Raw genomic sequence first — 13789 nt, forward strand, 5'->3', positions numbered from 1 at the left:
CAAGAAAATCTTGAAACGGAGACCTCGATGACTGTTGCCCGCGCCAAGGCCGGAATTGAGAGAATCAAGGCGCACATGATCGGTGCTCCATCCGAACCTGCACCGCCCGCGTCGATACTTCTGAATTCGAACGAAAGCGTGTTCGGAGCCAGCCCGCATGCGCATGCCGCAGCGCGCGCCGCAGTCACCGGGATCGAGCGTTATCTGGAAGATCCGGACCATGTCCTGGCCCCTGCAATTGCTGCGCATTTCGGCCTGGACCCGGCGCGGATCGCCACCGGTCAGGGTTCGGATGATCTGTTGGCACGGCTGGCGCGCGCGTATCTGGGGCCGGGAACCGAACTGATCCGCAGCGCCAACGGCTATCTCAAGGTGCCGAATTACGCGCATGCCAACGATGCCGAGGTGATCTCGGTGACGGACGACCATTTCAAGCCGTCGGTTGATGCGATGATCGCAGCGATCACCGACCGGACCCGCATCGTCTATGTTGCCAACCCGGAAAACCCCGCCGGCACCTACCTGAGCGGGGCAGAGCTGCGGCGGCTGCATGCGGCGGTGCCCGACACCTGCCTGCTGGTCATCGACAGCGCCTACGAAGAATACGTGGACGCCGCCGATTTCGAACCCGCGCACAAGCTGGTGGAAGGGGCCGGAAACGTGGTCATGTGCCGGACTTTTTCCAAGATCTTCGGGCTCGCGGGTGCGCGGGTCGGGTGGATCTACGCCCCCGATGACGTGATCGACTCGGTGCGCCGCATCGCATTGACTTTCCCGGTCGCCTCGCCCTCGGTCGCCGCAGCGGTCGCCGCGCTCGAGGATCGGGCGCACACGGAATTCGTCCGCACTGCCAACCGACGCGGGCGCGACTGGCTGACAGCCGAGTTGACTGACCTCGGCCTGCCGGTGGTGCCAAGCCAGGCCAATTTCATCCTGACACAGTTTCCCGATCCGGGCCGGTCCGCCGCAGCCTGTGACCGGTTCCTGCGGCAGCGGGGCATCGCCATTCGCCGTTTCGCCTCGCCCGCCTATCGGGACTACATCCGCATCAGCATTGGCCACGCGCACGAGATCGAGGCCGCGCGCGATGCCATCGCGCTGTTTCTGAGCGGTGCGGACTGATGGGGTCCGGCGTCGCCATCACTCCCGATGCGCCCCCGGTCGCCCACCCCTCGGGCGCCCAGATCATTGCCAGGCTCAAGGTGTCCGGCGTGCGCGAAATCGTGGCCCTGCCGGATATCGTCACCAGCGACGGCCTGCTCTGGCCGATCTCGCGCGACCCCGATTTCCGCCTCACCCGCATCTGCAAGGAGGACGAGGGCGTCAGCATCTGTGGCGCCATGTCCTATAACGGCACCCGCGCCCTGCTGATGATGCAACAGACCGGGCTGATGGATTCCCTGAACGCCATCCGGGCCATCGGCGTCGATTACGAACTGCCGGTCGTGATGATGGTGGGGCTGCAGGGAAAAGAGCCGCACCTGCCTCCCGACCTCTCGGGCTCTTTCGGGGTCCGGATCATCCGCCCGGTGCTGGACGCGATGAACCTGTCGCATTCGCTGATCGAAAACCCCGAGGATATCGACCATATCCCTCAGGCGATCGACGCCGCTTATGCCGCGTCGCGCCCGCATATCTTCCTGATTGGCCGTCCCCCGGAGGTATCATGACCCTGCGCCGCGATCACGCATTGAAAGCCCTGATCCCGCATGTGCGCGACGATGATATCGTTGTCGCCGTCTACCAGACCTGTTTCGACTGGCTGGCGCTCAACCCGCGCGACCTGAACTATGTGGCCGTGGGCGCGATGGGGCAGGCGTCTTCGCACGGGCTGGGTCTGGCGCTGGCCAATCCCGACCGCCGGGTGATCGTGCTCGACGGTGACGGTAGCCTGCTGATGAATCTCGGGTCTCTGGTGACCATCGCCAATGCCGGGGTCGGCAACCTGTATCACTTCCTGTCGGTGAACCGGGTCTACGAGGTCAACGGCGCACACCCCTTGCCCGGCGCTGACAAGGTCGATTTTCACGCAATGGCGCGTGCCGCAGGCTATGCCGGATCATGTCAGATCGATACCCTGGATCGGTTGGACCGCGCGCTGCCCGGCATACTGGCCCAATCCGGCCCGCAATTTGTCGCGCTGGATATTGTCGCGGGCGATCCCTATCCGCGCGACTACGACTATATCCACAGTGCCGACGCGCGCGATACCTTCCGGCGGGCGCTCAACCGGCGTCCGTAAGGTTCGCGCGGGCAACATCCAGAAAGGTTTCGCCAACGGCGGAAACCGGCTTGTTCTTCGACCAGAACAGTACGGCCCGGAAATTGAGCGGCGCCGCAAAAGGCAGCGCCACGCAATCTGTAAAGCTCTTCAGATACTCGCCGCTTGATCCGACAACCGAAACGCCCATCCCCCGGGCAACCAGACGACAGATCACGTCGGTCGTCCGGGTCTCGTACTGCATCCTGCGCTCAATCCCCTTGGCTTCGAAAAACTGGTCGATCTCGAACCGGAAACGTGAGGACGGCATGTACGAGATAAAGCTTTCGCCAGCCAGATCGCGGGCCTGAACGATGGTCTTGTCGGCAAGCCGGTGGTTCTTGGGCAGTACGCAGTACACGTCATTGTCCTTGATCACCATACTTTCAAATGACGGATTGGCGGGTTCCATCGTGGTGATGCCGAAATCATAGTTCTGGGACACCATCCATTCGACCGCATCATCACTTGATGCGATTTCCATCCGGGCCATCGCCTCAGGGCGCGCTCTGGCGAATTTACTGATCAAATCCGGGGCAAGCTGTGACGACACGCCTGGCGTGACGGCCAGGCTTAACCTTGCATGACCAAACTTGCCGATTGCGGTTGCCGCCTCTTTTATGTGCTCCATTCCACTGACGGCCTGACGCACTTCGTCAACCAGCAGACGGGCTTCTTCGGTCGGCACCAGAACCCGACCCGACCGTTGGAACAAGGCAAACCCGACCTCGGCTTCCAGGTCCGAAATCAATCGGCTGACCGCGGGCTGGGAAATCCTCAGCATCGATGCCGCTTCGGTTACGGTGCCGGTGGACACGACGGTTCGAAAAGCATCTACCTGTCTGAACGTGATCTTCATGGTGTATCTACTTCCTCAATATCCGGCGCTGACACAATTGATTTATCAATGCATAGCATTTTTGCAAACCATTGCCCGAAATATGTTGACAGAGCTATGGATTGAAATTGATACTTCAGAGGCATGTTTTATGCCGCAAGGCGAGGAGAAGCTATGGCGGGACGCGTATGGGCGGCAACGCCCCGCGACAGACGGCGACGCGAAAAGACCGAACTGAACATGGCCGAACTCACTCGCACTCTGTGGCAGATCGGGCAGGCGGTTCTGGTGTTCGCCGTTGTCGGTTTCCTGATCTGGCGGGGCGCCGACGCGATGGACTACAACTGGCAATGGTACCGGGTACAGCCATTCTTCTATCGCGTCGTCGATGGTGAACTCATCTGGGGTCCGCTGGTTCGCGGCCTGATCCAAACCCTCAAACTGGCCTCGATCGCCGGGGTATTCGCGGTCCTGATCGGTTTTGTCACCGCCTTTGCGCGCCTGTCGGATTCGATCTCGGGCCGGGTCATTGCCACCACCTATCTCGAAGCAATCCGTAACACGCCGCTTCTGGTTCAACTGTTTCTGTTTTACTTCGTGCTGGCCCCGATCTTCGGCATTGACCGGTTTTGGGCCGGAGTACTGTGTCTGGCCTTCTTCGAAGGGTCCTTTGCCGCCGAAATCATTCGGGGCGGTATCCTGGGGGTCGACAAGGGCCAGTACGAAGGCGCCGACGCAATCGGGCTGAACATCGTCGACAAATACCGTTTCATCATCATTCCGCAATCGCTGCCGCTGATCCTGCCGCCACTCACGGGCCTGATCATTTCACTGATCAAGCATTCGGCCATCGTCAGCGTCATCGCGGTTGCGGAACTGACCACGGCGGGCCTGAACCTGATCGCCGACACATTCATGGCGTTCGAGGTCTGGTTCATCGTCGCAGGCATCTATCTGGCAGTGACCCTGACATTGTCGATCGGCGTCAGCCTGTTCGAACGATCTCTCAACAAGGACAAACGATAAATCCTGAAAACAGGATGCCAAATGCAACATCGGAGGTAACACCAATGAAATTCATGAAACCAGTCAAAGGCCTGCTCGCAGCGGCGGCAATCGCCGCAACCAGCTTTGGCGTCTCGTCCACGTCGGTCGCGGCGGAAGAACAGGAAAGTGTCCTGATCGAGATTCAGAAGCGCGGCAAGCTCAAGGTCGGCATGGCCACATTCGTGCCCTGGGCCATGCGCGACAAGGAAGGCAACCTGATCGGGTTCGAGATCGACGTCGCCAAGAAAGTGGCCGAAGACATGGGCGTCGAGGTCGAGTTTGTTCCCACGGCATGGAGCGGTATCATCCCCGCCCTGATCGCCAAGAAGTTCGATATCATCATCGGCGGCATGTCGATCACGCCGCAGCGCAACCTGACGGTCAATTTCACCACGCCCTACGCGCATTCCGGCCAGCAGATGGCCGCGAACAAGGAACTGGCGGGCGGCTTCACCACGCTTGAGGATTACAACGACACTTCGGTGACCATTGCCTGCCGCCGTGGCGCCACCCCCTGCAACCTGGCGCAAAAGCAGTTTCCCAAGGCCAACCTGCGCCGCTTTGACGACGATGCCCAGGCCTTCCAGGAAGTCGTGAACGGCAACGCCCATGCGATGATCTCCTCCGCGCCCAAGCCGCTCTTCTGGTCCGAAGCGCATCCCGACAAGGTATTCGTCGCCAATGACGGCGAGAACCTGAGCAAGGGTGACGAGGCCTTTGCCCTTCGCAAGGGCGACAGCGACGCGCTGAACTTCTTCTCGAACTGGATCGTGGTGAACACCTCCAACGGCTGGCTGAAGGAAACCCATGACTACTGGTTCAAGGATCAGTCGGCCTGGAAAGACATGGTCGCCGAAAGCCAGTAACGCCACTCCCCGGAGGCGCCCCGCGCCTCCGGCCCTTCGGGATAGCATGATGGACCGAAACGCGCCGCCTCCGGCCCCGCCCCGCAAACGCCTGACGCCGGTCGACTATGCGCTGTTTGCGCTGGTGCTCGGTCTTGTGGCCTATGCTGGCTACCGGGTGAATGACGTTCTCGTCTATAACTGGGATTGGTCGCGGGTCCTGGGGTTTCTGGTCCGCTATGACGCCGATACCGGCCGCTGGGTCGGAAACCTGCTGCTGACCGGGCTGTTCACCACGCTGCGCCTTGCCGTCTGGGCCACCGTTCTGGCCACCGTGATCGGCATCGTGATGGGCTATTGGCGCACCAGCGAGAACCTCACCCTGCGGATCATCAGCCGCTGCTATGTCGAACTGATCCGGAACATCCCGCCGGTGGTGTTCATCTTCATCTTCTTCTTCTTCATCTCCAGTCAGCTCTTCCCCGCGCTGGGGCTGGAAGACATCAATCCCGATGGCGGCATGGTCGACAACCCCGTCTTTCGCTTCCTGTTCGGCGACCCGCGCCTGTTGTCCAACTTCCTTGCCGGCCTCCTGTGTCTGGCGATGTTCGAAGGCGCCTACGTGACCGAGATCGTGCGCGCCGGCATCCAGTCCGTACCCAAGGGCCAGTGGGAGGCCGCCCGCGCCATCGGCCTGTCGCGCACCAACGTCCTGCGCGACGTGATCCTGCCACAGGCGATCCGCAAGATCCTGCCGCCTCTGGCCGGGCAGTTCATCACCCTGATCAAGGACAGCGCCATCGTATCGCTCATCTCGATCCAGGAGCTGACCTTTCTCGCCACCGAAGTCGCCGCGACCACCACCAAGGTCTTCGAGACATGGATACTGGTGGGCGGCATGTATTTCGTCCTGTGCTACAGTTTCGCGGTTCTGTTCGCCTGGCTTGAACGCCGCGCCGCCCGCAGTCGCCGATAGGAGTTTCCGATGCTGCAATCCTCACCCGGCAAACCGCTGGTCGAAATCACCGGCATGTGCAAATGGTATGGCGATTTCAACGCGCTCTTCGACATCAACCTGACCGTGCACGAGGGCGAAAAAGTCGTGGTTTGCGGCCCGTCCGGATCGGGCAAATCAACCATGATCCGCTGCATCAACCAGCTTGAGGCGCACCAGAAGGGAACGATCCACGTTGATGGCGTCGAGGTGACGCCCGACATGAAAAGCATCGAACACATCCGGCGCGAGGTCGGCATGGTGTTCCAAAGCTTCAACCTGTTCCCGCACATGACCATCGTCGACAACCTGACCCTCGGGCCGGTCCGAAATCGCGGCATGTCCCGCAAGGAAGCAACCGAACTGGCCATGCACTATCTTGACCGGGTCCATATCGCGGCGCAGGCCGATAAATATCCCGCGCAGCTGTCAGGCGGTCAGCAACAGCGGGTCGCCATCGCCAGATCGCTGTGCATGAAACCCAAGGTGATGCTGTTCGACGAACCGACCTCGGCGCTGGACCCCGAGATGATCGCAGGGGTGCTCGACGTCATGATCGAACTGGCCGAAGAGGGAATGACCATGGTCGTCGTGACCCATGAGATGGGCTTTGCCCGCAAGGTGGCCGACCGGGTTGTGTTCATGGACGAGGGCGAGATCATCGAAGTGGCCGAGCCCGAGGCGTTCTTCGGCAATCCTCAAAGCGACCGCGCGCAACTGTTCCTCAGCCAGCTTCTGGGTCACTAGCCTTTTCAGTCCCGCCGGTGTCGCTGATCAGGCCGGTCGGGTCGAGGTGGTGATGAACTCGATCGCAGGCGAGCGGATTTTCTTGAACCCGTGTGGCAGCTTGGCGTCGAAACTCAACGTATCTCCCGCCGACATTTCGAACTGTTCCTCGCCGCAGCCATAAGTCGCCTCGCCCTCGATCATGTAGATAAAGACATAGCCCTCATGCTGGTAGCTGGGCAATGTGCCCGAATTCTCCCGCAATATCCGTATGCGCGAGGCCTGAAAAATACCGCTTGGCCCGCTATGCTTGCCCAGCATCAGATAGTCATGGGCGTGATCGGGCGTCAGGCGGCGCGAGGGCAGGCCTTGCCCGGCCTTCACATGATGGACATCCGCCGCGCTGTTGCTGTGGGAAAACAGGGCCATCAGCGATACCGACAAGGCGTCAGCCAAGGCATGCATCGAAGAGAGCGAGGGCGAGACATGACCGTTTTCGATCCGCGAGATCATCGCGGTGGACAGGTTCGCCTTGGCCGCCAGTTGGGTAACGGTCAGCGATCTTTCGGTTCGCAGCCGGTTCAGCGTGCGCCCGATTTCCACGTCTATCTCAGATCCTGACGCCACCGCCGCCTCTGCTTCTGTTCGCGTTTCAGCCCGCCCAATCTAAGGTTGGCCCGGCCCCGTATCAAGAAGGCTCGGTTCGCCAGCGGCAAGCCATGTCATTTTGCGGCGACAGGCGCGGATTGTTCTTCCTTGGCGCGGCGGACGATTTTTTGGCGAAAGCGCATGGCGCCCGCGTCAAGCCCAAGGTTGAGATAGGGCGTCTTGCGATTTGCCATGCCGGTCTGAACTTCCTCCAGCACCTCCTTGTCTTCGGTAAAGGCCATGATGGCGCCTTCGAACATGTGCTTGTCGATGCTTTCGTCGCCGGCGTGCTGGTTGCGGTGCTGGAACCAGAAATAGAGCGAGTTCTCCTCATCCACCGGCGTGATGAAATTGTAGGAGATGTTCATGAAGGTCTCGGGCGGCAGAGTCTTGTCCTGGCCACCGGTTCCGGCGGGGGCATAGATCGACTTGTTGATCGCGATGGACGGCAAGCGGCATTCATAGTGCTGCTTGCGGTCGCAGTTGGGGCCAAATCCAAGCAGGGGCTTGTAATAGGGCGCGGGCGGCTCGTTCGAAATCCAGCGGAAGATCGTGACATGGTCTTCGCTTTCTTCCATCTCCAGCGGCCGGTTGTCGGTCCCCGCCCCGGCAAACGAGGTCACGTGCACCCAGGCGACATGGCTGGGATCAAGCAGGTTGTCGGTGATGTAGAGATAGTTGCAGGCCATCGACATCGCGCCCAGCGGGGTGCGTCCCCATTGTGGATTGTCGAAATTGGGGATGTCGATGATGGTGTCGGGGTCGGCCTTGTCGGCATCGCCCATCCAGATCCACAGGAACCCCCACCGGTCCTCGACAGGGTAGGACCGGACCGTGGCGCGTTTGGGGATGGAATCCTCCTGTGTCGGGGCGGCGACGCAGGCGCCCGTGCAATCGAAGGTCAGCCCGTGATAGCCACAAACCACCGCGCTGCCCTCGATCCGCCCGCGCGACAGTGGCAGTTTCCGGTGTGGGCAGGCATCCTCCAGTGCGATTGGTTCGCCCTGTTCGCCGCGAAAGATCACGACGGCGTCGCCCAGCAGCTTTGCCGCCGTCAGCGTGCGTCCGAAATCCGCGCTGCGCCCGGCGACGTACCAGCTGTTGCGAATGAATTGTTCACTGCCGATCAGGTCATTTTGCATGATGGTCTCCATGGCTTGGCACGCTTGTGGCGAATTTACTGAAAGTCAAAATTTTTCGCAAAGAGAAAATTTAGGACAGGCAGACAAAAGTACAATTCGAACAATCGGGGGTGATGAACATGTACATTTCGGACAATTCCGAAAGAAACCGGTCCGGCACCATCCAGGCCGAGGATGGACGCCTCCTCTGAATTGCTCTCGGCCAAATTGTCCGTCCTCTCGAGCCGTGGTTTAAGTACTCAATCAAAAAGATCCAATAAAAGCAACGCATTGCTGATATAACATTGGCTTGATCTCAAGTAAAAAAATTCTTGACGAAATATTAGTCAAAGTAAATATTCTTATTATCATGCAAAAGTATTCGATCTTCTCTCTCGCCCGAAACGCGATGACCGGCCACCGAAACTGGCACCGCGCCTGGCGCTCTCCGCCGCTGAAATCTTCCTATGATATCATAATCATAGGCGCCGGCGGCCATGGTTTGGCCACCGCTTACTACCTCGCCAAGGAGTTCGGAATCACCAACGTAGCCGTTCTGGAACGAGACTGGCTGGGCGGCGGCAACATTGCCCGCAACACGGTCACGATCCGCTCAAACTATATGCGAGACGCATCGATTCCCTTCTATGTCAAGTCGGTAGAGATGTACGAAGGGCTCACAAAAGAGTTGAATTTCAACATGATGCACTCCAAGCGCACCATGGTCGATGTCGTTCAGACCTACCCCAAAATGCGTGAGCTGCGTCGTCGGCAACTGACTATGGACATCTATGGATCCACCTATGAGCAGATCTCGACAGAGGAATTGCGCCGCCGCATACCGGCACTGACCGGGGGCGGCCCAGATGCACGTTTGCCGGTGATCGGCGGGATGGTGCATACGGATGCCGCGGTCAATCGGCACGACGCGGTGGCGTGGGGCTATGCTCGCGGTGCGGATGCGTTGGGGGTTGAAATACATCAACAAACTGCTGTTCTGTCACTGATACGCGGTGCGGGCGGTCGTATCGAAGGGGTCGAGACCACCCGTGGCACAGTGGCGGCGCCCAAGGTAGTGGTGGCCGTGTCAGGTCACACGACAACAATCACCGAAACTGCCGGATTGAAACTGCCTTTGCGCACCATAAACCTGACAGCCTTTGTCTCGGAGCCGGTCAAGCCGCTGGTCGACGTGATCGTCAACTGCCCTGATAGTGGCTTCTATTTCAGCCAGTCCGACAAGGGAGAGATGGTGATCGGCGGCGCGCCCGATATGGGGCAGAGCTTTCGACGGGACATCAAGCAGCACGTGTTCGAAGACACGGTGACAGCGATGTTGTCGCTGTTCCCGTCGTTCAAGAAACTCAAGTTGATGCGGCAATGGGGTGGTCACCTGGACATCGCTCATGACGCCTCTCCGATCATGTCCAAGACGGATGTCGAAGGGCTTTTCATCACCGCCGGATGGTGGGGTGGATACAAGGCCATTCCCGCCGGGGGGCTGACATTGGCGCATCTCGTCTCTCGGGGTGAGCCTCACCCGTTGATGGCGGATTTCACCCTAAACAGGTTCCGAAATCTGGATTTCGTGATGGAATCCGGCACCACAACTGCCCGATGAGCAGGAGGACGAGATCATGATGAACATTCCCTGTCCTTTCTGTGGGCGTCGCAACGAAAGTGAGTTTGTCTATGGCGGTCCCGTCGGAGCTGATCGCCCCAACCCGAATACTGCCAGCGATGTGGAATGGGTCGAATACCTGACCATAGTACCAAACCCCTTGGGTCCTGTGCAGGAACGTTGGTGGCACGCGCGCGGGTGCGGCACCTGGTTCGAAATCTGGCGTGATACCAAAACCCATGACATTGTGGAGAAGCCCGATGGGAAATGAAAACCGTTTCGCTTCGGGTGGGCTGATCAACCGAGAACGCCCGATCAAATTTCGGTTCAACGGCAAAACTTATGAAGGCTATGAAGGCGACACGCTGGCCTCGGCGTTGTTGGCAAACGGAGTGCGCGTCACTGCCCGTAGCTTCAAATACCACCGGCCGCGTGGCATCGTCGGGCATGGGCCGGAAGAACCCGCCTCTCTGGTCGAGCTTGAAGGTGTCGACGCCTCGGGCAACAATCCGATTACCACGGTACCGCTGCGTGACGGGATGAGCGCGCGCTCGGTCAACTGTTGGCCCTCGCCTGATTTTGATCTGGGCGGTGTCAATCAGTTGGCTGCGAAATTCATCCCGGCGGGGTTCTACTACAAGACATTCAAATGGCCGGACTGGCACCTGTTCGAACCTTCGATCCGAAGGGCTGCAGGCCTTGCCGAAGCGCCGCCCGAACCGCCCGCATCGGGTCATTTCGAGGCGCGTCATGCGCATACGGATGTGCTGGTTGCGGGGGCGGGTCCGGCTGGATTGCGTGCCGCGCTGGAAGCGGCCCAGACTGGGAAACGCGTGTTCCTTGCGGACGAAGGCCGTGAGGCCGGCGGCAGCCTCCTCAACCGCGAGCTGTTCATCAATGGCGCTCCGGCAATGGAATGGGTGGGGGACACGGTTGCTCAATTGCGAGCGATGAAAAATGTCACCCATCTGCAGAACGCAACTGTTTGGGCCTATCGTGAGCACAACCTGTTGATTGTAAACGAGCGCGGGCCTGAAAACCTCTCGGTGATCGAGCGCAGTTGGCGGGTCCGGGCGGGTGAGGTGGTGATTGCAACCGGCGCAACCGAACGTCTGCTGGTGTTCGGTGACAACGACCGCCCAGGCATGATGCTGGCCTCGTCGGTGCAGGCTTATGCCAACCGCTTTGGAGTGCGGCCGGGCCAACAGGTGGCCCTGTTCACGAACAACAACAGCGCCTATGAAGTTGCTGCGGATCTGGTGTCAAAGGGTATCACGGTGACTGCCGTTCTGGACAGCCGCAAGACCGTGCCACAGGCCGCGCTGAATGCAGTCAACGGCTTGCCGGTTTACGCTGGCACCGTGGCCGCAGGTGTTCGGGGGAGAAAAGGCGTCAAGGCCGTTTTTACCAAGCCGCTAAGTGGCGGTTCGGGCCAGTGGATCAATTGCGATGTTCTGGCCTTGTCAGGTGGTTGGAGTCCAAATGTACATCTGTGGTCACAGTCGCGCAGCTCGGTGCGGTTCGAAGAAAGCATCGCCGGATTCGTTCCCGATCAGGCCGTGCAGGCTTGCCGAGCCGTCGGTGCAGCCGCTGGTGATATGACGCTGGATCGGATTGTCGAAGGTGGTGAGGAACTGGACTATGCGATCGAACCGCTATGGCGTGTAGATACGGAAGGTCAGCGCGGAAAGGCATTTCTGGATTTGCAGAACGACGTGTCTGTGGATGATGTACATCTGGCGCTGCGGGAAGGCTATGACAACATCGAGCATGTCAAACGCTACACCACTGGCGGCATGGGAATTGATCAGGGCAAAACGGGCAACATCAACATCATCGGAACGGTGGCGATGCAGCAGGGTCGCCCGCTGCAAGATGTCGGAACAACCACCTTTCGCTCGCCATACACCCCGGTCTCTTTTGGAGCGATTGGCGGCATTCGCGAGGGGAGCGTCCTGTTCCCCTATCGTCACACGCCGGTGACGAAGTGGAATCTGAAACAGGGTGCCTTCATGTACGAGGCGGGCGCGCGCTGGCGGCGGCCGGGATATTTTCCGCGTGGAAATGAGAGCTTTCAGGAGACGGTAAATCGGGAATGCCGCGCAGTGCGCGAACGCGTGGGTGTCTATGATGGTTCGCCATTGGGTACGTTCGAACTCAAGGGGCGGGATGTCGGCAGGTTTCTAGATTTCCTCTATACCAATGTGATGTCCAGCCTGAAGCCGGGTCAGGTACGGTATGGCCTGATGTTATCTGATGATGGGCTGATCCTGGACGATGGCGTGACTCTGCGGCTGGACGAGCATCGCTGGTTAATGTCGACCTCAACCGGTCATGCTGATGCGATGAACCAGCATATGGAAAAGTTGCTGCAGACCGAGTTTCCCGATTGGCAGGTGATGATCACGACCGTCACCAGCCAGTGGAACAATGCCACGATCTGTGGGCCGCGGGCACGCGAGGTATTGCAGGCCATGGGGACCGATATTGATCTGTCTTCCGACACGTTCTCGTTCATGAGTTTCCGTGAAGGGACTGTTGCCGGCCTGCCTGCGCGGGTGGTTCGGGTCAGCTTTACGGGCGAGCTGTCTTTCGAGGTCAACGTCGCCCCTCGGCACATGCGGGAATTGTGGGACAAGGTAATGGCGGTAGGCGAATCCTTTGGGATCGAGCCGGTGGGGTCCGAAGCCAGCCATGTTCTGCGGGTTGAAAAGGGGTTCCTGTCGCTGGGGCACGAGGTCGACGGAACCGTCGATGCCCATGATCTTGGAATGGGATGGGTAATGTCGAAAAAGAAACCCGACTATCTGGGCAAGCGCGCGGTCGAGCTTCGCCGCGCCGGCGGCAGCCCTCGGCGCGAGCTTGTGGGTGTGCTCCCACAGGATCCGAGCCGCCAGATTCCCGAAGGTGCGCCGCTGACCCCAGGCGGGCGCAGGGAAGCGACCGAAGGGCTTGTCACTGCATGCGTCTGGAGCGTTGTCAACGATCGTTGGGTTGGTCTTGCGCTTTTGGAAAATGGCCATGCACGGCACGGGGAAACCGCGCATGTGCGTCTAAAGGGTGGGACGATCCCGGTAACCATCACCAAGCCGGTGTTTCACGACCCGGATGGCGAATTGTTGAGGTCCTGACATGAGCTATGACGTGCAGATCCGCCGGCAAAGCCTGTATGCGCTATTCGATCTGAAAGGCGCGCCCTCGGCTATCCAAAGCTGGTGCGGTGATATCTTGCCCAAATTGCCAGAAATGCCCAACACGCGGCGCGCGCGGGGCAACATAGAAGTGTACTTTATCGGGAACCACCATTGGATCGTCCGGGCACCTCTGGAGCTAGAAGGCGTACTGAATACAACGCTCCGGCCGACTGACTGCCCGGCCGATATCAGTATCGTGTGTGTTTCCGATACGCTGATCTTTTTTCACGTAGTGGGCCCACAGGCCGCCGAGGTGATGTCCATAGCCTGCCCGTTGGATATGCATGACGCTGAATTCAGTGAGGAGGCGACCACGTTCACCGAAGTTTTCGGCCTCAAGGCACTGGTAATGCGGTGCGAAAAGGGCTTCGAAATTGCCATCGAGCAAAGCTTTGGTGATATGATGGAGGATTATTTGTCCCGCGCCACCGCTTGATGAAGGAGCCGCAATGACCCGCGTCCATATCCACAAATACCAGACGCAGTATCATGCGC

General features: G+C 59.5%; 14 protein-coding genes. 11 read left to right on the top strand and 3 right to left on the bottom strand.

Annotated features, from left to right (window positions below; genetic code table 11):
• Positions 1 to 27 precede the first annotated feature (27 nt).
• From ACR0LZ_RS19765 to ACR0LZ_RS19775, 3 genes are read left to right on the top strand one after another with little or no spacing between them, the layout of a single operon-like run.
• Complete coding sequence (locus ACR0LZ_RS19765; protein WP_480751859.1) at positions 28 to 1122, top strand: pyridoxal phosphate-dependent aminotransferase; 1095 nt, start codon at positions 28 to 30, stop codon at positions 1120 to 1122.
• Complete coding sequence (locus tag ACR0LZ_RS19770) at positions 1122 to 1670, top strand: decarboxylase (RefSeq protein WP_480751861.1); 549 nt, start codon at positions 1122 to 1124, stop codon at positions 1668 to 1670. The genes ACR0LZ_RS19765 and ACR0LZ_RS19770 overlap by 1 nt, the downstream gene beginning before the upstream one ends.
• Positions 1667 to 2242, top strand: coding sequence for a thiamine pyrophosphate-dependent enzyme (locus ACR0LZ_RS19775; protein WP_480751862.1), 576 nt, complete (start codon positions 1667 to 1669; stop codon positions 2240 to 2242). The genes ACR0LZ_RS19770 and ACR0LZ_RS19775 overlap by 4 nt, the downstream gene beginning before the upstream one ends.
• On the opposite strand, the gene ACR0LZ_RS19780 is transcribed toward ACR0LZ_RS19775, so the two are convergent.
• A complete protein-coding gene (locus tag ACR0LZ_RS19780) occupies positions 2226 to 3119 on the bottom strand; it encodes a LysR substrate-binding domain-containing protein (protein ID WP_480751863.1) in 894 nt (297 codons plus the stop codon). The two genes, ACR0LZ_RS19775 and ACR0LZ_RS19780, sit on opposite strands and share 17 nt — an antisense overlap.
• Positions 3120 to 3272: 153 nt before the next feature.
• Between ACR0LZ_RS19780 and ACR0LZ_RS19785 the strand changes: the two genes are divergently transcribed.
• Genes ACR0LZ_RS19785 through ACR0LZ_RS19800 form a run of 4 tightly spaced genes read left to right on the top strand, consistent with a single transcriptional unit; the run spans position 3273 to position 6731 of the window.
• The gene (locus ACR0LZ_RS19785) at positions 3273 to 4124 is read left to right on the top strand and encodes an amino acid ABC transporter permease (RefSeq protein ID WP_480751865.1); all 852 of its coding nucleotides are present in this window, start codon (positions 3273 to 3275) and stop codon (positions 4122 to 4124) included.
• Between the two features lie 44 nt (positions 4125 to 4168).
• On the top strand, positions 4169 to 5011 hold the full coding sequence (locus ACR0LZ_RS19790; protein WP_480751867.1) for a transporter substrate-binding domain-containing protein: 843 nt from the start codon (positions 4169 to 4171) through the stop codon (positions 5009 to 5011).
• 49 nt (positions 5012 to 5060) lie between these two features.
• The gene (locus ACR0LZ_RS19795) at positions 5061 to 5966 is read left to right on the top strand and encodes an amino acid ABC transporter permease (RefSeq protein ID WP_480751869.1); all 906 of its coding nucleotides are present in this window, start codon (positions 5061 to 5063) and stop codon (positions 5964 to 5966) included.
• A 9-nt stretch (positions 5967 to 5975) separates the two neighbouring features.
• Positions 5976 to 6731, top strand: a complete 756-nt coding sequence (locus ACR0LZ_RS19800) for an amino acid ABC transporter ATP-binding protein (RefSeq protein WP_480751871.1) — start codon at positions 5976 to 5978, stop codon at positions 6729 to 6731.
• 27 nt (positions 6732 to 6758) lie between these two features.
• Here the strand turns inward: ACR0LZ_RS19800 and ACR0LZ_RS19805 are convergent, their stop codons facing one another.
• On the bottom strand, positions 6759 to 7337 hold the full coding sequence (locus ACR0LZ_RS19805) for a helix-turn-helix domain-containing protein (RefSeq protein ID WP_480751873.1): 579 nt from the start codon (positions 7335 to 7337) through the stop codon (positions 6759 to 6761).
• A 95-nt stretch (positions 7338 to 7432) separates the two neighbouring features.
• Entirely contained in the window at positions 7433 to 8500 is a 1068-nt protein-coding gene (locus ACR0LZ_RS19810; protein WP_480751875.1) for an aromatic ring-hydroxylating dioxygenase subunit alpha, read from the bottom strand.
• A 349-nt stretch (positions 8501 to 8849) separates the two neighbouring features.
• Here ACR0LZ_RS19810 and ACR0LZ_RS19815 point away from each other — a divergent pair, with 349 nt between their 5' ends.
• The 4 genes from ACR0LZ_RS19815 to ACR0LZ_RS19830 are packed head-to-tail and all read left to right on the top strand — an operon-like array spanning position 8850 to position 13730.
• The gene (locus ACR0LZ_RS19815) at positions 8850 to 10100 is read left to right on the top strand and encodes an FAD-dependent oxidoreductase (protein ID WP_480751877.1); all 1251 of its coding nucleotides are present in this window, start codon (positions 8850 to 8852) and stop codon (positions 10098 to 10100) included.
• A gap of 16 nt (positions 10101 to 10116) precedes the next feature.
• The gene (locus tag ACR0LZ_RS19820) at positions 10117 to 10371 is read left to right on the top strand and encodes a sarcosine oxidase subunit delta (protein ID WP_480751879.1); all 255 of its coding nucleotides are present in this window, start codon (positions 10117 to 10119) and stop codon (positions 10369 to 10371) included.
• Entirely contained in the window at positions 10361 to 13231 is a 2871-nt protein-coding gene (locus ACR0LZ_RS19825) for a 2Fe-2S iron-sulfur cluster-binding protein (protein WP_480751880.1), read from the top strand. The genes ACR0LZ_RS19820 and ACR0LZ_RS19825 overlap by 11 nt, the downstream gene beginning before the upstream one ends.
• Before the next feature lies 1 nt (position 13232).
• Complete coding sequence (locus ACR0LZ_RS19830; RefSeq protein WP_480751882.1) at positions 13233 to 13730, top strand: sarcosine oxidase subunit gamma; 498 nt, start codon at positions 13233 to 13235, stop codon at positions 13728 to 13730.
• Positions 13731 to 13789: the final 59 nt, after the last annotated feature.

It is taken from the genome of Ruegeria sp. CI1, from assembly GCF_056536925.1.